The organism is Hyphomicrobium sp. B1 (assembly GCF_049532635.1).
Taxonomy (GTDB): Bacteria; Pseudomonadota; Alphaproteobacteria; order Rhizobiales; family Hyphomicrobiaceae; genus Hyphomicrobium_B.
Map to the genome: position 1 here is coordinate 3,665,497 of NZ_CP134871.1, position 25,477 is coordinate 3,690,973.

At 60.3% G+C, this 25,477-nt stretch carries 28 protein-coding genes; 18 read left to right on the plus strand and 10 right to left on the minus strand.

Features of this window, described 5'->3' with window-relative positions; genetic code table 11:
* Positions 1-17: 17 nt before the first annotated feature.
* The 6 genes from RLW55_RS17490 to RLW55_RS17515 all read left to right on the plus strand — a co-directional run bounded on the left by RLW55_RS17490 (position 18) and on the right by RLW55_RS17515 (position 5,286).
* A complete protein-coding gene (locus tag RLW55_RS17490; RefSeq protein ID WP_423414917.1) occupies positions 18-1,280 on the plus strand; it encodes an ABC transporter substrate-binding protein in 1,263 nt (420 codons plus the stop codon).
* Positions 1,281-1,336: 56 nt separating this feature from the next.
* Complete coding sequence (locus RLW55_RS17495) at positions 1,337-2,320, plus strand: YVTN family beta-propeller repeat protein (protein WP_013947246.1); 984 nt, start codon at positions 1,337-1,339, stop codon at positions 2,318-2,320.
* 25 nt (positions 2,321-2,345) lie between these two features.
* A complete protein-coding gene (locus RLW55_RS17500) occupies positions 2,346-3,125 on the plus strand; it encodes an ABC transporter ATP-binding protein (protein ID WP_013947245.1) in 780 nt (259 codons plus the stop codon).
* Positions 3,126-3,169: 44 nt separating this feature from the next.
* Entirely contained in the window at positions 3,170-4,144 is a 975-nt protein-coding gene (locus RLW55_RS17505; RefSeq protein WP_409563247.1) for an ABC transporter permease, read from the plus strand.
* Between the two features lie 19 nt (positions 4,145-4,163).
* Entirely contained in the window at positions 4,164-4,826 is a 663-nt protein-coding gene (locus RLW55_RS17510) for a hypothetical protein (RefSeq protein ID WP_423414918.1), read from the plus strand.
* Between the two features lie 220 nt (positions 4,827-5,046).
* Positions 5,047-5,286, plus strand: a complete 240-nt coding sequence (locus RLW55_RS17515; RefSeq protein WP_013947242.1) for a hypothetical protein — start codon at positions 5,047-5,049, stop codon at positions 5,284-5,286.
* Between the two features lie 259 nt (positions 5,287-5,545).
* Here the strand turns inward: RLW55_RS17515 and kdsA are convergent, their stop codons facing one another.
* Complete coding sequence (gene kdsA / locus RLW55_RS17520; RefSeq protein ID WP_414462334.1) at positions 5,546-6,412, minus strand: 3-deoxy-8-phosphooctulonate synthase; 867 nt, start codon at positions 6,410-6,412, stop codon at positions 5,546-5,548.
* A gap of 112 nt (positions 6,413-6,524) precedes the next feature.
* On the minus strand, positions 6,525-6,614 hold the full coding sequence (pqqA, locus tag RLW55_RS17525) for a pyrroloquinoline quinone precursor peptide PqqA (protein WP_013947273.1): 90 nt from the start codon (positions 6,612-6,614) through the stop codon (positions 6,525-6,527).
* 416 nt (positions 6,615-7,030) lie between these two features.
* Here pqqA and RLW55_RS17530 point away from each other — a divergent pair, with 416 nt between their 5' ends.
* The gene (locus RLW55_RS17530; protein WP_013947240.1) at positions 7,031-7,285 is read left to right on the plus strand and encodes a hypothetical protein; all 255 of its coding nucleotides are present in this window, start codon (positions 7,031-7,033) and stop codon (positions 7,283-7,285) included.
* Positions 7,286-7,368: 83 nt separating this feature from the next.
* Here the strand turns inward: RLW55_RS17530 and RLW55_RS17535 are convergent, their stop codons facing one another.
* On the minus strand, positions 7,369-7,761 hold the full coding sequence (locus RLW55_RS17535) for a bactofilin family protein (RefSeq protein WP_244420993.1): 393 nt from the start codon (positions 7,759-7,761) through the stop codon (positions 7,369-7,371).
* 191 nt (positions 7,762-7,952) lie between these two features.
* Here RLW55_RS17535 and RLW55_RS17540 point away from each other — a divergent pair, with 191 nt between their 5' ends.
* The gene (locus RLW55_RS17540; RefSeq protein ID WP_423416432.1) at positions 7,953-9,158 is read left to right on the plus strand and encodes a hypothetical protein; all 1,206 of its coding nucleotides are present in this window, start codon (positions 7,953-7,955) and stop codon (positions 9,156-9,158) included.
* Between the two features lie 160 nt (positions 9,159-9,318).
* On the opposite strand, the gene RLW55_RS17545 is transcribed toward RLW55_RS17540, so the two are convergent.
* From RLW55_RS17545 to tpiA, 5 genes are all read right to left on the minus strand, one after another.
* Positions 9,319-10,947, minus strand: coding sequence for a CTP synthase (locus tag RLW55_RS17545; protein ID WP_409563034.1), 1,629 nt, complete (start codon positions 10,945-10,947; stop codon positions 9,319-9,321).
* A 105-nt stretch (positions 10,948-11,052) separates the two neighbouring features.
* Positions 11,053-11,631 (minus strand): hypothetical protein, encoded by a 579-nt coding sequence (locus tag RLW55_RS17550; protein WP_423414919.1) that lies wholly within the window; start codon positions 11,629-11,631, stop codon positions 11,053-11,055.
* A 106-nt stretch (positions 11,632-11,737) separates the two neighbouring features.
* Positions 11,738-12,118: a preprotein translocase subunit SecG gene (gene secG, locus RLW55_RS17555; protein WP_423414920.1), complete on the minus strand. Its 381-nt coding sequence runs from the start codon at positions 12,116-12,118 to the stop codon at positions 11,738-11,740.
* A gap of 144 nt (positions 12,119-12,262) precedes the next feature.
* The gene (locus tag RLW55_RS17560; protein WP_409563031.1) at positions 12,263-12,823 is read right to left on the minus strand and encodes a hypothetical protein; all 561 of its coding nucleotides are present in this window, start codon (positions 12,821-12,823) and stop codon (positions 12,263-12,265) included.
* Positions 12,823-13,599: a triose-phosphate isomerase gene (tpiA, locus tag RLW55_RS17565; RefSeq protein WP_409563030.1), complete on the minus strand. Its 777-nt coding sequence runs from the start codon at positions 13,597-13,599 to the stop codon at positions 12,823-12,825. Before tpiA ends, RLW55_RS17560 begins: the two co-directional genes overlap by 1 nt.
* Before the next feature lie 223 nt (positions 13,600-13,822).
* Between tpiA and RLW55_RS17570 the strand changes: the two genes are divergently transcribed.
* The gene (locus tag RLW55_RS17570) at positions 13,823-15,712 is read left to right on the plus strand and encodes a SurA N-terminal domain-containing protein (protein ID WP_423414921.1); all 1,890 of its coding nucleotides are present in this window, start codon (positions 13,823-13,825) and stop codon (positions 15,710-15,712) included.
* A 7-nt stretch (positions 15,713-15,719) separates the two neighbouring features.
* Positions 15,720-17,279, plus strand: coding sequence for an anthranilate synthase component I (gene trpE, locus RLW55_RS17575; RefSeq protein ID WP_409563028.1), 1,560 nt, complete (start codon positions 15,720-15,722; stop codon positions 17,277-17,279).
* Here the strand turns inward: trpE and RLW55_RS17580 are convergent.
* The gene (locus tag RLW55_RS17580) at positions 17,268-17,681 is read right to left on the minus strand and encodes a hypothetical protein (RefSeq protein ID WP_423414922.1); all 414 of its coding nucleotides are present in this window, start codon (positions 17,679-17,681) and stop codon (positions 17,268-17,270) included. The two genes, trpE and RLW55_RS17580, sit on opposite strands and share 12 nt — an antisense overlap.
* Positions 17,682-17,791: 110 nt before the next feature.
* On the opposite strand from RLW55_RS17580, the gene RLW55_RS17585 reads away from it, so the two are divergent.
* The 7 genes from RLW55_RS17585 to RLW55_RS17615 all read left to right on the plus strand — a co-directional run bounded on the left by RLW55_RS17585 (position 17,792) and on the right by RLW55_RS17615 (position 23,640).
* The gene (locus tag RLW55_RS17585; protein WP_409563026.1) at positions 17,792-18,304 is read left to right on the plus strand and encodes a SixA phosphatase family protein; all 513 of its coding nucleotides are present in this window, start codon (positions 17,792-17,794) and stop codon (positions 18,302-18,304) included.
* Positions 18,305-18,436: 132 nt separating this feature from the next.
* Positions 18,437-19,033 carry an anthranilate synthase component II gene (locus RLW55_RS17590; RefSeq protein ID WP_409563025.1) on the plus strand — a complete coding sequence of 199 codons (597 nt, stop codon included), beginning with the start codon at positions 18,437-18,439 and terminating at the stop codon, positions 19,031-19,033.
* Positions 19,034-19,087: 54 nt separating this feature from the next.
* A complete protein-coding gene (gene trpD, locus RLW55_RS17595; protein WP_409563024.1) occupies positions 19,088-20,086 on the plus strand; it encodes an anthranilate phosphoribosyltransferase in 999 nt (332 codons plus the stop codon).
* 3 nt (positions 20,087-20,089) lie between these two features.
* The gene (trpC, locus tag RLW55_RS17600; RefSeq protein WP_423414923.1) at positions 20,090-20,887 is read left to right on the plus strand and encodes an indole-3-glycerol phosphate synthase TrpC; all 798 of its coding nucleotides are present in this window, start codon (positions 20,090-20,092) and stop codon (positions 20,885-20,887) included.
* A complete protein-coding gene (moaC, locus tag RLW55_RS17605) occupies positions 20,884-21,378 on the plus strand; it encodes a cyclic pyranopterin monophosphate synthase MoaC (protein ID WP_423414924.1) in 495 nt (164 codons plus the stop codon). Before trpC ends, moaC begins: the two co-directional genes overlap by 4 nt.
* 5 nt (positions 21,379-21,383) lie before the next feature.
* A complete protein-coding gene (gene glp, locus RLW55_RS17610) occupies positions 21,384-22,595 on the plus strand; it encodes a gephyrin-like molybdotransferase Glp (protein WP_423414925.1) in 1,212 nt (403 codons plus the stop codon).
* 205 nt (positions 22,596-22,800) lie between these two features.
* Entirely contained in the window at positions 22,801-23,640 is an 840-nt protein-coding gene (locus tag RLW55_RS17615; RefSeq protein WP_409563020.1) for a transglutaminase-like domain-containing protein, read from the plus strand.
* Between the two features lie 53 nt (positions 23,641-23,693).
* On the opposite strand, the gene efp is transcribed toward RLW55_RS17615, so the two are convergent.
* A complete protein-coding gene (gene efp, locus RLW55_RS17620; protein ID WP_013947220.1) occupies positions 23,694-24,263 on the minus strand; it encodes an elongation factor P in 570 nt (189 codons plus the stop codon).
* A 149-nt stretch (positions 24,264-24,412) separates the two neighbouring features.
* Here efp and epmA point away from each other — a divergent pair, with 149 nt between their 5' ends.
* The gene (gene epmA / locus RLW55_RS17625) at positions 24,413-25,462 is read left to right on the plus strand and encodes an EF-P lysine aminoacylase EpmA (RefSeq protein ID WP_423414926.1); all 1,050 of its coding nucleotides are present in this window, start codon (positions 24,413-24,415) and stop codon (positions 25,460-25,462) included.
* Positions 25,463-25,477: the final 15 nt, after the last annotated feature.

Here is a 25,477-nt window from a genome sequence, read left to right on the forward strand (position 1 = left end):
GCCCTTTTGTCCGCTTGATGTCATCCAAAACAGCTATTTTCGGTCTCTTTTTCACGGGTTTTGCAGCCGGCAGCGTTGCCTTTGCCAATTTTGCTGCAGCGCAAACGGCACCGCAGCCTATCCCGATCCCGACGCAGACATCGCAACCGCAAGGTGCGGTTATCCAGATGCTCTACGTGAAAGAGGACCGGGAAAAGGAGTTGCCTCTTTCGCTCCTCGATCAGCCCAACCCCGATGACGGCATCGCGGGTGCCAAGCTCGGCATCGCCGACGACAACACGACGGGCCGTTTTCTCAACCAAACCTTCAAGCTCGATGTCATCGAAGGCAGCGACATCGACGACTTGATCAAGCAGGCGACCGACAAGGTCGCCGCCGGCAACGCTTTCATCGTCGCCGACATGGCACCGGACTCACTCTTGAAGTTTGCCGATGGCATGAAGGGCAAGCCCGCACAGATTTTCAACGTCGGCAACCCGGACGATCGCCTGCGTGAGGAAGACTGCCGCGCCAATGTCCTGCATACGGCGCCGACACGCACGATGCTGGCCGATGCACTCGTGCAGTATCTGGTGTGGAAGCGCTGGCCGAACATGCTGATGGTCATCGGCCCGAGCGCCAACGACCAGCTTCTCGCCGATGCCTATCGCCGCTCGGCGAAAAAATTCGGCGCAAAAATCGTCGAGGAGCGCAAGTTCAACGTCGACACCGGCAACCGCCGCGCCGACGGGGGATTCGAGCAAATCCAGCAACAAATCTCGCAATTCATGCAGGGGGCCAAGGACCACGACGTCGTCCTCGTCGTCGACGAAGACCAAGTCTTCGGCGACTACTTTCCCTATCGAACCTGGGTTCCGCGTCCGATCGTCGGCTCGGCGGGTCTCGTTCCCGGAAGCTGGCACCCAGCGCTTGAACAATGGGGCGCGACGCAGTTCCAGAACCGCTTCAAACGTTTGACCGGCCGCATCATGCGACCGCTCGATTACGACGCTTGGATTGCAACGCGTGTCGTCGGCGAAGCGGCATCACGGACGCGTTCGACCGACTTCAAAACGCTGAAAGACTTCATTCACTCGCCGAAATTCGACGTTGCTGCCTTCAAGGGAGTCGCTGTGAGCTTTCGCGGCTGGAACGGCCAGCTCCGCGAACCGCTGCTCGTCAGCACCCAGAAGATATTTGTTAGCGTCTCCCCGCAACCGGGTTTCCTGCATCAGTTCAGTCTGCTCGATACGCTCGGCATCGATAAGCCGGAGACCAAGTGCAAAGCCTATACGCAATGATCCGCAGTCGTTCGCGCGCCCGTCATTCGGCGCTTATTTCTCAACCGGAGTTTAGAATGTCGCGACTTTCAACGCTCATGCCCGCGCTGGTCACCGCCGCGATTGCATCTTTCGGCGTGACACCTGCCGATGCCTATACGGCTTACGTCACCAACGAAAAAGACAATACCGTCTCGGTCATCGACACCGATAAACTCGAAGTCATCAAGACCGCAAAAGTCGGCCAGCGCCCGCGCGGCATCGTCATGTCGAATGATGGCAAGTGGATCATCATCTGCACGAGCGACGACAACGACGTAAAGGTCTACGACGCAAAAACGCTCCAATACATAAAATCTCTTCCGTCCGGCCCCGACCCGGAATTGCTCACGCTGCACCCCGATGGGCGTCGCCTTTACATCGCCAATGAGGACGACAACCTCGTAACCGTCGTCGACATCCAGACCTCGAAGGTCATCACCGAAATTCCCGTCGGCGTCGAACCCGAGGGCATGGGCATGAGCCCCGACGGCAAAGTGCTCGTCAATACGTCCGAAACGACGAACATGGCGCACTTCATCGACACCACCACGCACAAGCTGTTCGACAACGTCCTCGTCGATAGCCGCCCGCGTGTCGCAATGTTCAATTCGGCCCAGACCCAGCTGTGGGTGTCATCTGAGGTTGGCGGCACGGTGGCGGTAATCAATCCGGCTGACCGCAAGATCATCGCCAAGATCAACTTCTCTATCCCGGGCATCGAGCAGGAAGCGATCCAGCCGGTCGGCATCCGCATCACCAAGGATGACAAGATCGCCTTCGTCGCGCTCGGCCCAGCCAACCGTGTCGCCGTCATCGACACGAAGACGTTCAAAGTTTTGAAGTATATTCTGGTTGGCCAGCGCGTCTGGCAGATGTACTTCACCCCCGATGGCAAACTTTTATTCACGACCAACGGCGCTTCGAACGATGTGACCGCCATCGACGTTGCCAACTTGAAGGCGATCAAATCGATCAAGGTCGGTCGCTATCCCTGGGGCGTCGTGGTCTCGCCGAAGTAACGAACGAAAAGGACTGAATACGATTATGGCATCGACTGTCACGGCCGAAGCCGAGCAAACGCCGGCCCTCGTCGTCAACGGCGTGAGCCACAGTTTCGGTGACCGGAAGGTTCTCGATCGCGTCTCGCTCACTGTCGAGCAAGGCGCGTTCGTCGTGCTGTTGGGCCTCAACGGTGCAGGAAAATCGACGCTGTTCTCGTTGATCACGCGCCTCTATGACAACGTCACCGGCGAAATCTTCATTCGCGGGTTCGACGTCCGCAGACGGGCGTCGCAGGCGCTGCAACGCCTCGGCGTCGTCTTCCAGAGCCGCACGCTCGACGTCGATCTGACGCTGATGCAGAACATGAAGTACCATGCCGCCCTGCATGGCTTCGCTGGCCGCGAGGCGACACGGCGCGCGCAACAAGCGCTAGAGCTCGTCGGACTGGCGGATCGCGCCAACGAAAAAGTCCGCGCCCTGTCCGGCGGTCAGGTCCGTCGCGTCGAGATTGCGCGCTCGATGATGCACCGTCCCGATCTGCTGTTGCTCGATGAGGCAACCGTTGGCCTCGACCTCGGCTCGCGCGAAAGCGTCCTGAAGATCGTCCGCGATCTCGTCGCCAAGGAAAAGCTCGGCGTTTTATGGGCGACCCACCTGATGGACGAAGTCTTGCGCACCGATCAGGTCGTCATTCTGCATAAGGGCGTCATTCTCTATAACGGCCCGGTGCCGCAGCTCCTGACGCTGACGGGAACGTCCAGCGTCCGCGAAGCGTTTCGCACGGTGACGGGAACCAAAACAACGATCGAAGAGGCCGCCTGATGTCATCGCAAGCGGCGACCACGAGTCCCGATAACATTTCCGCCATGTATCACGGCAGCGAGGATGACGCGCGCCGCCGTCTTGGCATCGCGGGTTACTTCGCCTGCTTCAAGGGCATCGTCTGGCGCGAGATTCTTCGCTATCTGCATCAGCGCGAACGGTTCCTATCGGCCCTCGTTCGACCGTTGATCTGGCTATTCATCTTTGCCGCTGGCTTCCGCCAGACGCTCGGCATTTCGATCATCCCGCCCTACCAGACCTATGTCCTCTATGAAGAGTTCATCGCACCTGGCCTGATCGCGATGATCCTCCTTTTCAATGCCATGCAGTCGTCGCTATCGATGGTCTACGATCGCGAGACGGGTACGATGCGGACATTGCTCGTCAGTCCGTTTCCGCGCTCGTTCCTGTTGCTTTCGAAGCTGCTCGGCGGCGTGTGCGTTGCTCTGCTGCAAGCCTACGCGTTCATGTTGGTTGCGTGGTTCTGGGGCATCGAGCCACCGCCCGTCACCGACCTGAAGCTCTTTACATTCTACGATCCGCCGACCTGGGCAGGCGGTGTGATTCCGACCATGTCCGATCCCGTTACGACCTCGCTCTTCTCGTTGCCCGACTTCATCCAGCCGTTTGCAGGTTACATAACTGTAATTCCCGCAATCGTGCTGGCGGGTTTAATGCTGGGCTCCCTGGCCCTCCTGATGTCGTCGGTCATCAAGCAACTTGAGAATTTCGCGGGCGTCATGAATTTCGTGATCTTTCCGATGTTCTTTGCGTCGTCCGCGCTCTATCCGCTGTGGCGTATCCGCGAAGCGAGCCCTGCACTTTTCGAGATCTGTCGCCTCAATCCGTTCACGTATGCAGTGGAACTCATCCGCTTTGGGCTGTATGGACAGGTCGATACCGTGTCCCTTGCCATCGTCGTCGGCTGCACGATCGTTTTTCTTGCCGCGGCGGTATTTGCCTATAATCCCTCGAAAGGGTTGATCGCTCGGCGCGGCGGCCCTGGAGGAGCAGCCTGAGGTTTGATTGACAATGAAAATGAACTTTCTCCGTCGCGCCGCCCTGGGGACCGCATTCGTTATGCTGGCACCGCTGACATGGTCGGCCGTATCGCCTGCGTTCGCCGATGAGCAGGACAAGAATGAGTGGCCTTGCGTTTACCGCAAGGTGCCGATGCTGTCGGCAGCCACGATCTGGGATGGCCCCGAAATTAAAGACACCAAGAGCTGGCGGAACGACGAAAAAATCCGCACGCTCTCGCAATATCTGATCTCGCGCCGCATCAAGGAAGATGACGCCGAAGCCGCGATCAAGAAGTATGCTGCCAGCATTCCCGCTGATCAGCGCGACGCGAAGCTGACGGAACTCTTCTCGGCCGTCCTGACCCGCACCAACGAGAACCGCAAGATCGTTATGTCAGGCATTGAACGCTTCCATAAGCGCCAGATGGAGCGCGCAAAGGAAATTGAGGCCGAAGGGCTGGAGCTGCCCCCTGAAAACGAAATGGGCATCACCGACGAGTCGACCGGACCCGCCGGCGAAATTTCAAAGCTTTCGAACAAGCAGGAAAAATACAAATGGGAAATTCGCACCTTCCAGGAGAAGCAGGCGAACATCCCGATTGCGTGTGAAATTCCCCAGCTGATTGACGAACGCGCCGGCGCTCTCGCTCGTGCCATTCGCGCCGAGATGAAAAGCTAGGGCGCTCGTTTTCAACCATCAACGGCTCTATTCGGGTGGCGCGGCGGGTGACGCGCCGCCCGATTTTTTTATTCACGCTTCGTTAGCCTTAACGCGTCCTTAACCAAGGTTGATGCACTGTCAACACATCGGCTCTCGCCGCCGGTTCTGTTCCGGCCCCGAAGCCAACACCGCAAGTGAAACGTGTCGTCATCCCTAGTCTCGCGTTGTGAGGTTGACCATGCACCAAGAACTTGTCTCGCGTGCCCTTGCCTACGTCTCCTGCATTTCGACGATGAGCCTGCTCATGACGTCGATGGCGATCGCCGCCATCAACGTCGGACGAACGTCGCTGTCTTCCTGCGCCCAGCATGCCTGCGTTGCCGGCATCATGGTCACGAAGGACGGACAGTTCGGCGCTCTCACGAGCCCCGCTCAAGTCAATGCGTTGGCTACTGAGCTCTGGTCCGCCAAAGCCTGAAAAACGAATACTCTCGCCAATGCGGATGCAAAAGCCGATCGCGACGGCTCGTGCGGAAACGGCGGCGAGAGGGAAATGCCACGGCCACTACGACTTTGAAGCACTCTTGAAGTCACGACCCGCATAAAAAGCATGCCGTCCGGGCGCACGGACGGAAGTCACTCGATACACGACAAGATCACACGAAGCCTTTTGGTGGTGCTCTGAATCGGCCGGAGCGGAACCAAAAGAGCTAGGCACGTACAGAAGGGCGCGAGCTTCAGGTCTGGCTCGCGGCCTTTTGTGCTTTGACGATGTTGTCGATCGCCTGCAGTTCGGCAATGAGCGCACCGAAGTCTTTGAGCGCAACCATGTTCGGCCCGTCCGACGGCGCCTTATCCGGATCCTGGTGCGTCTCGATAAATAACCCCGCAACGCCAGCGGCAACCGCCGCGCGCGCCAGCACCGGCACGAACCGCCGATCTCCGCCCGACGACGTCCCCTGCCCGCCCGGCTGCTGCACGGCATGCGTCGCATCGAAAATGACCGGAGCACCGGTTTCCGCCATTTGCGGCAGTGCCCGCATGTCGACGACGAGCGTATTGTAGCCGAAGCTTGACCCGCGCTCCGTCACCAGAACATTCGGATTGCCCGAGCCCGTTACCTTGGCGACGACATTCTTCATGTCCCAGGGGGCGAGAAATTGCCCTTTCTTGATCTTGACGACACGTCCGGTCTTAGCTGCCGCGATGAGCAGGTCCGTCTGCCGGCACAGGAATGCCGGGATCTGCAGGACGTCGACCACCTCGGCGACAGCCGCGCATTGCGCAACCTCGTGCACGTCGGTCACGACGGGCAGCCCGAACGTCTCGCGGATTTCAGCGAAGACCGGCAAGGCAGCCTCAAGCCCGATGCCGCGCCGCCCTGTCAGTGATGTCCGATTGGCCTTGTCGAAGGACGATTTGTAGACGAGCCCGATTCCGAGCGTCTTTGAGATTTCGCTTAGCGCCGCCGCCATCTCCAGCGCGTGCGCCCGGCTTTCCATCTGGCAAGGCCCGGCGAGCACGGCAATCGGCGCATCATTCGCAAAGCGGACATTTCCGACGCGCACCTCGCGGGCAGGCTTTAGGGTCTCATGCTGTGTCATGGCGAGGGTTATAGCCGCCGACAAGGCCGTCCGCGACCCCCGACACCGAGTTCCCCAAAACAAAAACGGCGACCCAAGGCCGCCGTTTTAGGAACCAAAAGGTTCGAATTCGTTAGATCAGGTCGATCTCAGCCGGAAGGTACGACGTAACTTCCAGACCAACTTCCTGCTCGCGAACTTCCGGCTTCGTCCAGGTCTTCATGGTGTGTCCTCCACGTATTCCGACAGGTTTGTTCCTGTTGCGAACTCACATAGTTAGATAACTGCCAAAATTCCAATCTCTTTTCGCTAACGCCGCTCAAACTTTTCGTGATCACGAAATAGTGACGCGTTATATCATTTCATTCGCTGAGCTTTTGAATCTGCTATCGATTTCCCGTCACCGATGCAATGCGATTTTGCAACAACCCTGACCTGCAAACGGACTTATTTGAGGTTGTTTGAACGCGTCGCCGATAACCACAGGGAGGCAGCCAAGTGTGCTCCTGGAGCGTCAGCCGGGCCCCTCACAACGCCATTAAAACCCGTTGTCGCCTCAACGGCGCATCAGACATGGTAAGGCTGCACGGCAAGCCGCGACTCGGGAGGCGGCAAAAATAAATAGGTGAGGACTACAAGATGTTCGAAAAATATCCTTGGCTGGAACCGGTTCTGCTCGGCGCAGTGATCGTGTTCATCCTCGATCTCGTCGGGAACTTGGTTTCATTCTCGAACCGCGTGCTGAACGCTCTCGCGACGGCAATCATATTCGCCATCGTTTTCGGCGGCCTGCTCTACACCGGAATCCTGACCCTCGACGTGACGACGGTCACGACCGAGACACCAGCCGCCACCGCTCCGGCTGCGCCAGCCGCTCCGGCAACGACGCCATAACGCACGTCTGCGAAAACCGATTGTACGACATGCGATCCCGGCGCCGATGCGCCGGGATTTTTGTTTCGCAAGGTAACGCGCGATTACGAAAGATCGGGCGTGACTTCGCTGGCGTCCTTCGCTTTCTTGACGCTGCCTTCGAAGTGCGCACCCTCGGCGATCGTCAGCTTTTCCTGCACAATGCTGGCTTCCACCACCGAATGCTCATGCAGAATGACGTTCGAGCCTTTTAGTTCGCCTTTGACGCCGCCCTGAATGGCAATCGTGCGCGCAGTGATGACACCTTTGACGTGTGCGCCATTATCAACCGTCACGGACTCGCCGTGAACGTCGCCCTCGATGTGGCCCTGAATCAGCAGCGAGCCTTTGGTCTTTAAGATAAGCTGCTGCCCGAAGATCGAAATATCCGGCCCAAGGATAGATGTCGGCCGGTCGGGGGACACGGATGAATAGCCTGGACTCGGATTATTCGACACGATTCCCATCGGTCCGGAAAATCGCGGCGGGGCCGCCGGTGTTGCCGTTTGCCGTGCCGTCTCCGCACGCGTTTCTGCTCGTGACTCGCGACTGAACATAAAAACCCCCTGGGATTGATCCACTCTGAACATAACAAAAGGGCATGTCCCGCTAGGAAAAGAAGGGCACGCGATTGCAGCGGCACGAGGGCATGAACGGCGCAAATCCACATACGGTGCGAACGATGGGCAGCTTGCGGACCAAAATTCGAAATGCATTCGCGAGCGTGTGCGCTGCGGTTGCTTTCGTCGCGCTCTCTCCTGTGCCCTTTAACGCGCACGCAGACGACCTCACGCAGCAGATCGCTGATTACCGGCAGAAGCTGGCAATCTACAAAGCAGCGCGTGCGGCTTATGACGAGTTGGCCGATCCCTACTGGACGGTCGTCGAAAGCAAACGGAAACGGCGCATTGCCAAACAGCGAAACGGCGAGCAACCGACTGCCGCCGATTATGTGCTCGAACAGCCGCCGCTCTATACCGGGCCGCCCAAGCCCATCAATCCTGAAAGCCCGCGCGCCGAAGGCGAATATGTGCCCGTCGCCGCAGACTTCCTGGAACAAGCGCAGACACACTTTGGCTTTACGCCGGACCAACCATCATCTGACGATGCTTACCGCCGCACCTACGCGCGCGCAGCACTTGCGGCAGGCCTGACGCCAGAGCAGTGCGTGAAAGTCTACGCCTTCGAGTCCGGCGGCAACGGCGGCTACGCCGTGCAGGCAGGGCTCGAATACGATCGCCCCGGCGCGCGTGCCATCACGACTGCCCTTGGTTACAACCAGCTTCTCACCACCAACAGCATCGAACTGCTTGCGGAAGCGGGCGACAAGATCCTCGCGGCGTTGCGCGCAAAAGAGCGAGATGCCAGCGGCCCGCGCCGGGACAAGCTCGAGGACAAAATCGCCACCCTCAAACGCATGATCGCCTTCAGCCGCAGCGTACCGGATCGCTGGTCCGCCCACGCCCGCCTTGCGCGCACGTCGAAGGGGCTAGCCATCCATGCGCTCATTCTCGACGTCGACGTCGGACCGCTGCTGCAGGTCCATAAACTTTTGACGTCGGTGACCTACGCGAGGCGTAAAGGCTATACCGCGCCCCTCACCGCCGCCGAACTTGAGATGATGAACCTGACCGGCGACGGCAACGGCTTCGACATGGTCACGATGTCGGACGCGCTGCGCAAGAAGGTGCCGACGTCGAACTTCTTCCAGCAAGGCGGCTACGAGCGAAACCCCGTTGCCATTCGCAACAACACGGTCACTAAGCTCTTGGCCGCAACCGATGCTAAGATGGAAAGCGAAGCGCAATTGCCGGGTGCCAAGGCGTTGGCAGCGGCATTTGCGGAGACACGGTAATGCCCTGTAGTCATCCTCGGCCGAGCACTTGCGACGGCCGGGGATCCCGCGCAAAGCCACTATCGCAATATTGAGCCTTCGGCACTCGTCATGCTGGATTCCCGGTCTTCGACGCCGCTTCGCCGCGCTCGGCTGAGAATGACGAGTGTTGCCGTCCGACCTAAACCAACCGGCTCTGCACCACGGCTGCGCTGATGAAGCTCGCGAAGAGCGGATGCGGTTCAAACGGCCGCGACTTCAGCTCCGGGTGATACTGAACGCCGATGAACCACGGATGGTCGGGGTACTCGACTGTCTCCGGCAACAAGCCATCCGGCGACGTGCCCGCAACGCGCAATCCTGCCTTCTCGAGGTCGGCACGGTAGCGCATGTTGACTTCATAGCGGTGCCGATGCCGCTCCGAGATATCATTCGACTTGTAAATGCTCGCGATCTTGCTGCCTTCCGCGAGCAGCGCCTCGTAAGCGCCAAGCCGCATCGTGCCACCGAGCTCGCCGCCCTGGCGACGCTGCTCAAGCTCGTTGCCGCGCATCCATTCCGTCATCATCGCGACGACAGGCTCTTTCGTTTCGCCGAACTCGGTCGAGCTTGCATCCTTGATGCCAGCGAGATTTCGCGCCGCCTCAATGCACGCCATCTGCATGCCGAAGCAGATGCCGAAATAGGGAACGCGCCGCTCGCGCGCGAACTTCGCCGCTAAAATCTTGCCTTCCGAGCCGCGCTCACCAAAGCCGCCCGGCACCAGAATGCCGTGGACGCCTTCGAGATACGGTGCCGGGTCTTCGCTCTCGAAGATCTCGCTCTCGATCCATTCGAGCTTGACCTTGACGCGATTGGCAATACCGCCGTGCACCAGCGCTTCGTTCAATGATTTGTAGGCGTCCTTGAGGCCAGTGTACTTGCCGACGATGGCAATCGTCACTTGGCCTTCGGGCTGCGCGACGCCGCGGGAGATCGTTTCCCAGCGCGCCAGATCAGGTTTCGGCGCGCCGGTGATGCCGAACGCGTGCAGCACCTCGCGGTCGAGGCCCTCACGGTGATACGCCAGCGGCACGTCGTAAATCGACGCGACGTCGAGCGCCTGAATGACCGCCTCGGGCCGGACGTTACAGAACAGCGCGATCTTCTTCCTCTCACCGACCGGAATATCGCGGTCCGAACGGCAGAGCAGAATATCGGGCTGAATGCCGATCGAGCGCAATTCTTTGACCGAGTGCTGCGTCGGCTTGGTTTTCAGCTCGCCCGCCGACGGGATGTACGGCATCAGCGTCAGATGGATGAAGACGGACGCGCCGCGCGGCAGCTCGTTACCGAGCTGGCGGATGGCTTCGAAGAACGGCAGTCCTTCGATGTCACCGACCGTGCCGCCGATCTCCGTTAAGACGAAGTCGACGTCCTCGTTCCCCGACAGCACGAAATTCTTGATTGCATCGGTGACGTGCGGAATGACCTGCACGGTGCCGCCGAGATAATCGCCGCGCCGCTCTTTCGCGAGAATGTCCTGATAGATCCGCCCGGTCGTGACATTGTCCGACCGCTTCGCCGGCACGCCGGTGAAACGTTCGTAATGACCAAGGTCGAGGTCCGTCTCGGCGCCATCGTCCGTGACGAACACTTCGCCGTGCTGATAGGGGCTCATGGTCCCTGGATCGACATTCAGATAGGGATCAAGTTTCTTGAGCCGAACCGAATAGCCACGCGCCTGAAGAAGCGCGCCGAGAGCGGCGGACGCTAGGCCTTTGCCGAGAGAGGAGACCACGCCGCCGGTGATGAAGATATACCGCTGCATGGGCCTTGGTTGTGGCACACCCTCCCCCGGATTCGGAAGCGGTTTTTTTGCACCTTCACCAATAGAAAAGGTCGCAACGCTCAGAACTGAAACAAACGGGCCACTCTAACTCCGTCCGCACTGCTGGGCGACCTCTTGTGTCGCCGCCGCCTGGACGTCGGGAGGAACGGTCTCGGACGCCAGCTCGGACTTGAGCTGCGCGGCCGTCTCTTTCGAGTTTCGAGCTGCGGGCGCAATTCCATCCCGTCCGTAGGTCACGTCGATCGAAACGACCCGGAGGTCGATCGGCTTGATGTCGATGACCTTGCCTTTGTCGGTCGTCTTTGTTTTTCCGCACTTGAACGTCGTCTGCGGCGGCGTCGCGGTAAACGTCTTCTGGTGCTGCTGGTCGCCGTAATCGGCCGCCGCCGCCATCGCGATCTTGCTTAGCCGGTCGGCGGGCGTGCTCGGCGACCCCGCTGCAGTGATATGCAGGCTCCCGTCCGTGTTCTGCGAGATGCTGTATCCGGCTGGCGCGAAAAGGTTGGCCGCCTGATAATTCGTCACCGAGGCGGTGGTCATATCGCTCAAAGTCGATCCGCATCCGCCCAGAGTAGCGACGACACTCGACGCGGCCGCAAGAATTGTGAAAGGCCGCGCAGCGCGCAGCCCGGCTGACAGCTTGCTTATGCTTGTATCCACCATGATCAAGTCCCCCACACCGCCGCACATTTGCAGGGAACCTCGCGAGGGTCCAGACCCTCGCGATCTATAGGCTCAAGTCACGCACATAAAACGTGCAGAAACCGAACTACTGGTTTTGCGGAACGAGCGGCCCGTGCGGCTGTTCGAGCTTGTCCAGAATGCCGCCGCGGCCCGGCTCGGTCTTGGAGCCGACAGCAGGCGCCGAGCCGTTCGCAGGCGCCGTCGCACCCGGAACCGAATCGAACACCGATCCACGCGGCGTCGAATGATTAGCGAGCAACGTCAATAGGATGCTGGTCGTGAAGAAGGCCGCCGCAAGACCTGCCGTGGTCCGCGTCAGAAGATTGGCCGTGCCCCGCCCCGTGAGGAAGCCGCCACCGCCGCCACCGCCGATTCCGAGAGCACCGCCCTCCGATTTCTGCAGCAACACCACGCCGACAAGCGTCGCGGCGATCATCAAATGAATGACGAGGAGTACGGTAGCCATGAAATCCGGTTCCAGAAATGTTCGGGTCGAGACCCGATGAGCGACGGGCTATACACCACCCTCGCCCAATCGGCCAGTCCTCAAATCCGCGCCGAAAAGCCGTTCCGGCGCAATTCCAGGATCTGGGGTGTATTGCCTGTCAATTCAATGCGATGCCCAGGGCAAAACCTCGCCCTCCGCGACAGAAGAGCTTGCATTCGTCCCCTTGCTCGAGCCGGCATTCGACTCCTTGTCGTCAGTCTTCTTCGCCTTTGACGATTTCGTCGGTTTGCTTTTGTGAACGGTCTTCTTGACCGCCTTCTTAGGTGCCGTGTCCTTGCTGTCCGCCGCTGCCGCCCCGGGCTTCGGTGGGTCCTTGGCAACAGGCGCCGTCGGATCGGCGTCGGAATTAATTTCGATCCGGGCAGCAGCCTCGCTGGCGCGTTTCGCCTCGGCGGTAACCTTCGCGTCACGGCAGCCGAACTGAACCTGCTCGTCGAGTTCCAGATAGTGCTGGATCTCGCGTAACCGTTCCGCCGACAAGTTGGCTTTACCCCAGGCTGCGCCCTTGCTCATATCGGTAAGAATGCCCGACTGCCGAAACTTGATCTGCTCAAGTCGCAACGAATTGCAGGTTTCCGGATCGAGCTTCGGCTTCGTTGCCCAAGCGACACTCGGCGCAAGGACCAGCGTGGCAACGAGAATGGTTCGGTGAATAAAGCGCATCAGACGTTCTCATATGCCCGAACTATGGCGAGAAAATCGCTCGCCTTAAGGCTGGCGCCGCCGACGAGCGCGCCATCAACGTTTTCCACCGCCATCAGCGTCGCCGCATTGTCGGGTTTGACCGACCCGCCATAGAGAATGCGCATCGCCTCGCCTTCCACGCCGAACTGCGCGACTAGGCGCGCACGAATCGCTCCATGAACATCTTTCACGTCGTCCGGAGACGGTGTCAGCCCGGTCCCGATGGCCCAGACCGGCTCATAAGCGACGACCGTATTCGCCGCGGTGGACAATTCCGGCATTGATTCTTCGAGTTGCCCACACACAACGGCGAGCGTCGAACCCGCGAGTCGCTCCGCATGCGTCTCCCCGATACAAACGATAGCAACGAGCCCCGCGCGGTGGGCGGCTTCGGCTTTCGCCCTGACGTCTGCGCTTGTCTCGCCATGATCGGTTCGCCGTTCGGAATGCCCAACGATAACGGCCGAAGCCCCAGCATCTTTCAGCATCTCGGCGGCGATATCGCCCGTATGGGCTCCTGACGGCTTCGGGTGACAGTCCTGCCCGGCGAGCAGCACCGGACTGCTCCCCAGCTCCGCCGCAAACCCGGCGATCAGCGTTGCAGGTGGGGCGATCATCACCTCGGCAGGGAGCGACGCGAGCGGCCCTTGAAGGGCGTCCCGCACGGCCATCGCCTCTCCGAGGCTCGCCTTCAGGCCGTTCATTTTCCAGTTTCCCGCAACCAGAGGCCGAATTTCGCGCCCTGTTTTCCCCATGCCGTTCCTCGTTTTGCGGACGCTAACATGCCCTCTTTAGAGGCTCACCCCAGTGAACACTCCGTAACCTCTTCAGAGGCACCCTTGCAATCCGAAACGGGCTGGGCTTCATATCACGCCCATCCAACCCGCGCTTCGCGCGGAAACTGCCATTCGAAGCTTGCTGACCTTACGCCGTTCCGCGCGGCTACGTCACGCTTCCATCAACGGGACGTCATTACCCATGCTCGAAGCTCTCAGACGCGGCGCCCAAACCCGGGTCGCCAAGCTGCTGTTCGGATTGCTCGTCATGAGCTTCGGCATCTGGGGCGTCCATGACGTGTTCAACGGCTGGGGGCGTGGCTTCGTCGCCAAGGTCGGCGGCACCGAAATTTCGGACGAAGAATTCCGCCGCACCTTTCAGAACGAACTTGATCGGTTCTCGCAGCAGGCCGGACGCCGCATCACAGCCGAGCAAGGCCATGCATTCGGTCTCGACCGCCGCGTGCTGGCGCAGCTCATCGCCGGAGCGGCCGTAGAGGCGCACGCCAAACAGCTCGGCCTTGCGATGTCGGACAAAACGCTCGTCGAAGGCATCCAGTCCGATCCGGACTTCCAGACCGACGGCAAATTCTCGCGACAGAATTTCGAATCGCTGCTGCAGCAGATCGGCATGAGCGAACAGGGCTTCCTCTCCCTGCGCCGCAAAGACGAGCTGCGCGCGGCAATTATCCGTTCCATGGTCGAAGCTCAGACGGTTCCCAAACCGCTGTTCGATCTGATGCACGCCTATAATCAGGAAAAGCGCGTCATCGAATGGGTCAAGATCGATCCCGAGGCCGTGACCGTTGCCGACCCGACGGAAGCCAAGCTCAAGGAACTCTACGACAAGGACAAGTCGAAATACATGACGCCTGAGTATCGCAAGATCCAGGTGCTCACCCTCGACGTCGACGCGTTGAAAAAACAGATCAACATTACCGACGAAGAGATCGCCAAGGCTTATGAAGCGTCCAAAGCGACTTACGACACCCCCGAAGAGCGGCGCATCCAGCAGATCTCATTCAAAGACAAAGCGACAGCCGAAGCGGCGTTGAAAGCCCTTCGCGAGGGAACGAAGACGTTCGGCGACATCGCCAAGGAAACCGGCGCCAAGGACACCGACGTCGATCTCGGCCTCGTCGCGAAGAAGTCGCTGATCGACCCGAAGGTCGCCGACGTCGCTTTCTCGCTCGAAAAGGACAAGTATTCCGACGTCGTCGAAGGCCGCTTTGCGACGGTCATCCTGCGCGTCACCCAGATCGTGCCGGGCGTCACCCGCACCCTCGCCGACGTCAAGGATCAGGTGCGCGACAAGCTCGCCACCGAAAAGGCCAAGGCCGAGTTGCAGGACAAGCACGACGAGATCGAAGACAATCGCATCGCCGGCAAATCTCTGAAGGAGATCGCCGACAGCATGAAGCTGCCGTTCAAGGAAATTCCCGCGACGGATGCCACCGGCCTGGGCCCTGACGGCAAGCCCGTTATGGAGACGCCGAACCTTCGCAAGATCGTCTCACGCGCCTTCGCTCCCGACAGCAGCAACGACGACGCCGGCATCGAGCTTGGCGACGACGGCTTCGCCTGGGTCAACGTGCTTTCGACCGATGCACCGAAGCAAAAGACTTTCGACGCCGTGAAGGATCAGGTCAAAACCGATTTCATCACGGCCGAACGCCACCGCCTCATCGACGAACTCGCCAAAAAGCTTGCAGACCGCGTCAACGGTGGTGAACCGATGACAGCGATCGAGGCGGAAGCCAAGAACAAGGTCGAAAAGACAGATCCGCTCACGCGCAAGACCATCCCGCCGAGCGTGTCTCAAGGCGTCGTCACGCAGGCGTTCGCTCTGCCGCAAGGCAAGGCAAGCTATGGGCCGTCGCCGGACAACACGACCCAAGTCGTCTTCAAGGTCACCGAGGTCATTCCAGCGCCCCCGGCGTCGCTGACGGAAACCGATGAGCTGAACAAACAGCTCGATCAGGAACTCGCGAACCAGACGCTGACGGAATACACCGAAACGTTGAAAAAGCAGCTCGGCGCCTCCGTCAACGAGGCTGAGTTGAAGTCGGCAATTGGCGTCAGCGACGAGTGAGAATGACGTGAGCGTCCTTTCGGCCCTGCCCGCAACGGAAATCTGTCCGCCCGCCGATGCGTTCGCGCGCATCTACGATGAGGGTAAACCCCAGGTCGTCTGGACGCGCCTCATCGCCGACCTCGAAACACCCGTTTCAGCTTACTTGAAGCTCGCCGAGCATCGCGCGATGAGCTTCCTGCTGGAATCGATCGAGGGCGGCTCGGCGCGCGGCCGATACTCCGTCATCGGCTTGGCCCCAGACCTGATCTGGAAAGCGAACGGCGACACCGCCGAAATCAATCGCTCGCCCGAAGCCAACCCTGACGCCTTCCAGCGCGACGATCGTCCGACGCTGCAATCGCTGCGCAATCTGCTGCAGGAAAGCGCCATCACGTTGCCGGAAGCGCTGCCGCCAATGGCCGCCGGTATTTTCGGCTACATGGGCTACGATACCGTCCGGCTGATCGAGAACCTGCCGGAAATGCTTCCCGACACGCTCGGCGTGCCTGACGCGATCCTCATCCGCCCGACGTTGATGCTGATCTTCGACAACGTCAAAGATGAGATGATCCTGGTCTCGCCCGTCCGGCCGCATCCCGACGTCCCGGCGGAAGATGCTTACGCGACGGCACTGAAACGCATCACCGCCGCGATCGATCGTCTCGAAGCGCCCCTCCCGCATTCGACATCAACGACGTCCGCAAGCGCCGCGCTGCAAGAGCCGCAATCGAACACCACTCCCGCCGAATATATGGCGATGGTCGCGAAGGCGAAGGAATACATCAAGGCGGGCGACATCTTTCAGGTCGTCCTCTCGCAGCGGTTCTCCGCACCATTCGATCTGCCGTCGTTCGCGCTCTATCGCGCGCTTCGCCGCCTCAACCCATCGCCGTTCCTTTTTCATCTTGATTTCGGCGACATGCAGCTCGTCGGCTCGTCGCCCGAAATTCTCGTTCGCGCCCGCGACGGCGTCGTCACCATCCGCCCCATTGCCGGCACGGCCCGCCGCGGCGCCACCGATGCCGAAGACAAGGCTCTCGCATCCGCGTTGCTTGCCGATCCGAAAGAGCGGTCCGAGCATTTGATGCTGCTTGATCTCGGTCGCAACGATGTCGGCCGCGTCTCCGAGCCAGGCACCGTCACTGTCACCGACAAGTTCATTATCGAGCGCTACAGCCATGTGATGCACATCGTCTCGAACGTCATCGGCAAGCTCGACGAAAAAAACCACGATGCCATCGACGCACTGATGGCGGGATTTCCGGCCGGCACCGTGTCGGGCGCGCCGAAAGTCCGCGCCATGGAAATCATCGCGGAACTCGAGAAGGGCAAGCGCGGACCTTATGCGGGCTGCGTCGGCTATTTCTCAGCCAACGGCGAGATGGATACCTGCATCGTCTTGCGGACGGCCATTCTGAAGGACGGCATGATCCACGTGCAGTCCGGCGCCGGAATCGTGCACGATAGCGTGCCCGAGAACGAGCAACAGGAATGCATCAATAAAGCCATGGCTGTTGTTCGCGCCGCCGAAGAAGCCGTGCGCTTCGCATCGCGCGCATCGAACGTGCCGTATTCAGGTCGCTGATTTACCCGCCCCGCGCGGCTTTGCATTTGCCTTCCAGCGCTTGGCCCAGGCCCGCTGCCACGGCGACCACTTCGGCCGCCACAGCAGGCTGACGATGCTGTGCCAGAGTGCATAGATCGGAAACCAGAACAGCACGCGGACCGGCAGCACGCCGAGCGCGAAAATCCAACGCTGCATCCGCTTCGAAGCTGCCGAGCCGTAGCGCTGCGTCCGGGTCTTAACCCAGCCCCGCACCTTCTCCTGCCCGAGCACACGCTCGGCCATGCGCAAGCCGATGAATGCGACGACGGCCAGCGGCAGCAGCAGCCACAGCACGATCCATAAAACTTGTACGATCACCCACCAGACAATGCTGGCGATGAGACCCAGGATCCAGAAAAGCGGCGCCAGAAGGTAATCCATTGCTGATGGACCTTGTCATGACGACGGCGCGAATCTATGGCCTATCGCTTAACTGCACGAGCGACCTGCTATAAGGTTTGCTCGTCGCACAACGCCAGCCCAAGGCCGAAATGCTGTCACTCGCCCTTCTGCGCCATGCCAAATCGAGCTGGGACGCCACCGACATCGACGATTTCGATCGGCCTCTGAACGATCGCGGACGGATGGCAGCTCCGTTGATGGGCGCGGCCCTGAAAGAGCTGAATTTTGCTCCCGAGCTTATTCTCTGCTCGTCCGCAAAACGGACCCGCGAGACGCTGGCGCTCATTACCCCCAGCGTTAAAGACGCCGAAGTGACGTTTGACGATCAGTTGTATCTCACCAGCCAAGAAACCCTCTACAGCCGCCTGAAGGCCGTCCCCGCCGGCATCAAACGGGTACTGATGATCGGCCACAACCCAGGCATGCACGGCCTCGCGCTGTTTCTCACCGGAACCGGCGACGCCAAGTCCATTTCCCGCCTGGAGGACAAGTTCCCCACCTGTGCCCTGGCGGTTTTCACGTTCGAGCAAACAAGCTGGCAGGACCTCCTGCCGGCTTCCGGGCATCTGGAAGCCTTCTTGACACCTCGCGACCGCGCCTGAGCGTCCGCAGACCTGAACGCTGCAAACGTTGAAACGAAGGTCCTGATATCCATATTTTTCCGTGTCGCGCGCATGTCATGGTCTGCTAGAAGGACAGCGCGCACGTCGGATGTCGGCAGACCAAGGGCCAATATGCTGATCCTGATAGATAACTACGATAGCTTTACCTACAATCTCGTCCACTATCTGGGCGAGCTTGGCACCGAAAGCGTCGTCATTCGCAACGACAAGGTTACTGCCGAAGAGGTGTTGGCCCAGAACCCGAAAGCCATCGTGCTGTCGCCCGGTCCCTGCACCCCGAACGAAGCCGGTGTCTGCCTCGACCTCATCAAGAAGGCGGGCGCGACCATTCCGCTGCTCGGCGTCTGCCTGGGTCACCAAGCCATTGGCCAAGCCTATGGCGGCAACGTCGTGCGCGCGCCAAACCCGATGCACGGCAAGCTGTCGGCCATCACCAATACCGGCAAAGGCATCTTCAAGGGCCTACCGGAACGCTTCGAGATCACGCGCTATCACTCACTGATCGTCGACCGGGCGACGCTGCCGGACTGCCTTGAGGTGACGGCCGAAACGGACGACGGCCTGATCATGGGCCTGCAGCACAAGTCGCATCCGGTGCACGGCGTGCAGTTCCATCCGGAGAGCATAGCCTCCGAGCAGGGTCACGCCCTCCTCGCCAACTTCCTCGACCTCGCAGGACTAGCTCCCAAGAGCCGCAAGGCAGCCTGACCCGTGACAGCAACCAGCACCGTCACAAATCCCGCGCGCGAACTGAAGCGCCTAATGAACCGCATCGCCGATGGCGAAACGCTCGGTGACGAAGGCACGCAACAGGCCCTAGACCTGCTGATGTCCGGCATCGCCCCGCCCGTTGCGATGGGCGCCTTTCTGATGGGCCTCCGCGTCCGCGGCGAGACGACGGAAGAGATCACCGGCGCTGCCAAGTTCATGCGCAGCCGCATGACGACCGTCGACGCGCCGCCCGGCGCCATCGACATCGTCGGTACCGGCGGCGACAGCCGCGGCACCTATAACATTTCGACAGCGGCAACGTTTGTTGCGGCCGGTGCGGGGGCGATCGTCGCAAAACACGGCAACCGCGCCGTGACATCCCTTTCCGGTGCCTCCGACGTTCTGGCAGCCCTCGGCGTCAAGCTTGACGTGCCGCCCGTGATGGTCTCGCGCGCCATTGCCGATGCCGGTGTCGGCTTTCTCTGGGCGCCGCTCTATCATCCCTCGTTCAAGGCTTGGGCACCGATCCGCACCGATCTCGGCCTGCGGACGATCTTCAATCTGCTCGGACCGCTGTGCAATCCGGCGCAAGTGACGCGCCAGATCCTCGGCGTCTACGACCGCAAACTCGTCGAACCGATCGCCGAGGTGCTGCGCAAGCTCGGCTCCGTTCATTCCTGGGTCGTACACGGCGCGGACGGCATGGACGAGTTGACGACGACCGGCATCACCCACGTTGCCGAACTCAAGGACGGCGACATCTACGCCTTCGACTTGACGCCGGAAGACGCGGGCCTGAAGCGCAGCACTATCGAAGCGCTGAAAGGCGGTGATGCGGCCACAAATGCTGCCGCTATCCATTCGCTGCTGCAGGGCGAGCCCGGCCCCTATCGCGATATCGTCGTGCTGAATGCCGCCGCCGCGCTCGTCGTCGCCGACAAGGCCGATGGCCTGCCGGACGGCATCGCCAAAGCCGAAGCTTCAATCGACAGCGGTCGCGCGGCTAGAGCGCTCGACCGCCTTGTCGCGGTAACAAACGACCGGATCTAAGCCATGGCCGACATCCTCGACAAAATCACCGCATACAAACTCGAGGAGGTCGCGCGCGCGAAGACCATCAAGCCGCTGCGCGTCATTGCCGAATACGCTCGCTCCGCACCGCATGTACGCCCGTTTGCCGGCGCGATCGCGGCAAAGCATGCGGAAAAGAAACCGGCGCTCATCGCCGAGGTCAAAAAGGCCTCACCTTCGAAAGGCCTGATCCGCGCCGACTTCGATCCTCCTGCGCTCGCAAAGGCCTATGAGGCCGGCGGCGCGGCTTGCCTCTCAGTGCTGACCGATCGGCCGTCGTTCCAGGGCGCACCCGAATTCCTGACGGCGGCGCGCGAAGCAACCTCGCTTCCCGTTCTGCGCAAGGACTTCATGATCGATACCTATCAGGTCGCCGAAGCCCGCGCCTGGGGTGCCGACTGCATCCTGATCATCCTAGCCGAAGTCGACGACGCGACGGCCCACGACCTCGCCGAAGCGGCGAAAGACTGGGGCATGGACGCCATCGCCGAGGTCCACAACGCCGCCGAGCTTGAGCGCGCGCTAAAGCTCGACTGCCGCCTCATCGGCATCAACAATCGCAATCTCAAAACCTTCGAAGTGACGCTTAAGACGACGGAAGATCTGGCGCCGCAAGTGCCGGCCGATCGCATCATCGTCGGCGAAAGCGGTATTTTCACACCGGCTGATCTTGCGCGTCTTTCAAAGGTCGGCGTCAAAACCTTCCTGGTGGGCGAAAGCCTGATGCGGCAGTCCGACGTGACGGCCGCGACCAAAATCCTGCTCGCGCCAGCATCATGAGCAAGCTTTCGCACATCGACGACAAGGGCGACGCCCGCATGGTCGACGTGTCAGATAAGGCTGTCACCGCACGTCACGCCGTCGCCGAGGGCTTCATCGCGATGCGGCCCGAGACGCTCGCTCTCGTCGAAACCGGAACTGCCAAGAAAGGCGACGTCATCGCCGCTGCCCGCATCGCGGGGATCATGGCGGCCAAGCGCACGCATGAGCTGATCCCTCTCTGTCATCCGCTCGCCATCACGAAAGCGACCGTCGATATCGAAATTTCGCATGCGCCGACCGGCATTCGCGTCATGTCGGAAGTGAAAGTATCCGGCCAGACCGGCGTCGAAATGGAAGCCTTGACGGCTGTTTCCGTTGCATGCCTCACGCTCTACGACATGCTGAAAGCCGTAGACCGCGGCATGGTCATCAGCGACGTGCGCCTCGTAGAAAAAGCGGGTGGCAAGTCGGGCACCTACAAAGCCGGTCCCCGCCCGGCAGGCGGCTGACGCACATGGCTTTGCTTCCCGTTTCCGTCGCGTTGCAACGCATCCTTGAAAACGCCACGACGCTCAACGCCGAGACGGTCGATCTGCTCCATGCCCACGGTCGCACGCTGGCGAGCCCAGTCATTTCAAAAGTCGACAACCCACCTTTTGACGCCTCCGCCATGGACGGTTACGCCGTCCGCGCGGACAATATCGCGAGCGTTCCCGCTACGCTCAACGTCGTCGGCGAATCGGGTGCAGGGCATCCTTTCGATGGTTCTCTTGGTAAGGGCGAAGCGGTCCGCATTTTTACCGGTGGCCGCGTTCCAGACGACGCCGACGCCGTCGTGATTCAGGAAAACACCACCGCGTCGGGCCCGACCGTCACCGTTCTAGAAACCGCGAAGTGCGGCGCCAACATTCGCCCGAAGGGCCAAGACTTTGCGAAGGACGAGCGCCTTATCGAACCCGGCCGCCTCCTGACCGCGCGCGATGTTTTGATATCGGCGTCTTGTGGCTACGGTGAACTCTCTGTTGTCCGCAAGCCGGTTGTGGCGATCCTTTCCTCAGGCGATGAACTGGTCACTCCGGGAAAACCTTTGGCCCTCGGCCAGATCTCGGGGTCAAACGCATACGGTCTCGCATCCGTCGTCGAAATGGCGGGCGGCAAGGCGCACTTCCTCGGCATCGCGCGCGATTCACTTGCTTCGCTTGAAGAATTCATCTCAGCCGCCGACGATGCCGATGTGCTGGTCACGAGCGGAGGCGCGTCCGTCGGAGACCACGATTTGGTTCGACCGGCACTTGAGAACGCAGGCGCTAAGCTCGACTTCTACAAAATCGCGATGCGCCCGGGAAAGCCACTCTTCTTCGGCTCACGTCACGTCGGCGGTAAATTGCAATACTGCCTCGGTCTCCCCGGCAACCCCGTTGCTGCAATGATCTGCGCACGCGTTTTTCTCGTGCCACTCATCGGTCGTCTGCTCGGCCTTGAGAAGCCGTTCCAAGCCATCGATGCTGCGCTGACAGGCCCCGTGCCCGCCAACGGCCCACGCGAACACTATATGCGCGGCTTGCTTGATGTTTCGACGTCACCAGCTCGTGTCACGCCGTTCACAAACCAGGACAGCGGCCTCGTCAAATCTCTCCAGCGCGCCAATTGCCTCGTTGTAATCCCTGCGGACGCGCCATCGCTCCATGCCGGAACGACCGTGAAAGTACTGCGGTTAGATATTTGATTGCATGCTGAGTATCTTCAACGCAAAATAAAACGCGGCGCAAAATCAAACTAAAGTTGGCCGTGTGCGCCGGATTTGTTGGCTGAACACGCCAAACAGCGCATTTTTGCTGGATATTTGTGCAGATCTCCGCCTTTTATTTCGGAACATTCGACTGCTGCATGACGTTTTTTGGCAAACTTGTTTGTCGCGAGGGCGTACGATTATGCTCATTCACGTCGGATACGATATTGGGCTTGAAGTTTCTGCCCCCACGCCACTGCTCCTGCTTCTCGACGTCCACCCCGGCCGCCGTCGCGATATCATCTACGAAGATGCACTTAACGTTCCCGATATCGCTATCGAACGCGGGCTGGATATTTACGGCAACCGCACGCAGCGTCTCGTTGCACCAAAAGGCTTACTTAAGCTCAGCTATCGCGCTGTGGTGCGCGATAGCGGTGAGCTGGAAGAAGCGCCACTTAGCGCCCGCGAAATTCCCGTCGCTGATCTGCCAAATTACGCCATGCACTTCCTCAGCGGCAGCCGCTATTGCGAGACCGATGAGCTGACGCAAATCGCCTGGCAACTCTTCGGCAACGTGCCGCCCGGTTACGCACGTGTGAAAGCGATCTGCGATTTCGTACACAATCATATTCGCTTCGACTATCAACAAGCGCGCTCCACCCGCACGGCGTTCGAAGCTTACAAAGAAGGGACCGGCGTCTGCCGCGACTTCGCGCATCTCGCCATCGCGTTCTGCCGCTGCCTCAACATTCCTGCGGCATACGTCAACGGCTACCTCGGCGATATCGGCGTGCCACCCGATCCGGCTCCGATGGACTTCAGTGCCTGGTTCGAAGCCTACGTCGACCATCGCTGGGTCACGTTCGACGCGCGCCATAATGTTCCGCGCACCGGCCGCATCGTCATCGCGCGCGGCCGCGACGCTGCCGACGTCGCGATGGTGACGTCATTCGGCCAGCACTATCTGGCCGAGTTCAAGGTCATTTGTGAGGAAGTCGCACCCCAGCGCGCCGAAGAACTCTCGTCACGCGCGGCTTAAAAAACGCGCGCCGAGCGGCCGGCTGCCCGGGAGTCGCCGGGCGCAAACAAAAACTAATCCTTCGCGCGTTCGACGTACGAACCGTCTTCCGTCATGACGACGACGCGCGTGCCAGCGCCGATGTGCGGCGGCACCATCACGCGGGCGCCGTTCGAAAGCTTCGCGGGCTTATAAGAAGATGACGCCGTTTGGCCTTTGACGACCGGATCGGCTTCGACGATCTCGAACGTCACGCGCTGCGGCAATTCCACCGAAATCGGATTGCCCTCGTGCAGCGACACGAGGCACGTCATGCCTTCCTGCAGCCACTGGCCCTGATCGCCAAGCACATCCTTCGGAATGGTGATCTGGTCGAAGGTTTCGGGCTGCATGAAGTTGTAGCCCATGTCGTCTTCATAGAGGAAATTGAAGTCTTTTTCGTCGAGGTAGGCGCGCTCGACCTGATCCGTCGTACGGTAGCGCTCGGTAACCTTCACGCCGTCGGCGATGCGGCGCATCTCGAGGTGCGTGACGGGCGTACCCTTGCCCGGATGGATATTTTCCGCATGCATCACGACGGCAAGCTTGCCATCCAGATCGAGCACATTGCCTTTGCGGACCGAGCTTGCAATAACCTTCACCACGGGTACGTCTCCGTTTTAATCAAAGCGCTGCGGCCGCCTCATGGGCGGCCAGCCGGCGGAAGCCTTCAGGGAATCTGTCGCGTCTCATACCCGCTTAGCCCCTTGCCGCCAAGTGCGGCAACCCTGTCCTGAACGCCCAATTTGCAAGCATGTCGCATCAATCCCCCTGGTGGAGCCCCGAACGCCACGCCGACCGCCGCCCATTTCTGGTTGGGCGGGGCCGTATCAAGGCCGCAATTCGCAATTGGTTCGTGGGCCAAGGCTTTACCGAGGTCGAGCCTAGCATCCTGCAGGTGTCGCCCGGGAACGAAACACACCTCCATGCCTTCCGGACGGATCTGATCGGTACGGATCTTTCCCGGCACGAACTTTATCTGCATACATCGCCCGAACTTGCGATGAAAAAGCTGCTAGCGGCCGGCGAAACGAAAATCTTCGCGTTCGCACCGGTGTTTCGCAATCGCGAACACGGCAGCCTGCACAGCCCCGAATTCACCATGCTCGAATGGTATCGTGCCGACGAGCCCTACCAAACGCTCTGGGACGATTGCGCGACGATCTTGAAAATCGCCTCCGAAGCAGCCGGGCACTTGAATTGGACCTTTCGCGGCAAGACCTGTAATCCCGGCGCGCCGTTCCAAGCGCTGACGCTGGAAGAAGCTTTTCTGCAATTCGCCGGGATGCCGCTGCGCGAAGCGATATCGCAGAACATTCTCGACCGCGCAGTACTTGCCGCCGCCGCGGAAGCTGCCGGCATTCGCATTGCCTCTGACGATACATGGTCGGATATCTTCAGCCGCGTGCTCGTCGAGAAGATCGACGACCGCCTCGGGTCGCCCGCACCGGCGATCCTTTATGAATATCCCGTCGCAGAGGCTGCGCTTGCACGCCCCGTATTGAGCGATCCGCAGGTCGCCGAACGCTTCGAGCTTTTCGCCTGCGGCGTCGAACTTGCGAATGGCTTCGGCGAGTTTACCGACGCCGACGAACAACGCCGCCGCTTCGAAATGTGGATGTCTGAGAAACAGCGCATCTACGGCGAGCGTTATCCGATCGACGAGGATTTCCTCGCAGCTCTACGCGTCATGCCGCCATCGTCAGGCTGTGCACTCGGCTTTGATCGTCTCGTCATGCTCGCCACCGGCGCCGAGCGGATTGATCAGGTTTTATGGACGCCCTTTCCGGAAACAGGCAAATAAGCTCAGCCAAAGTCC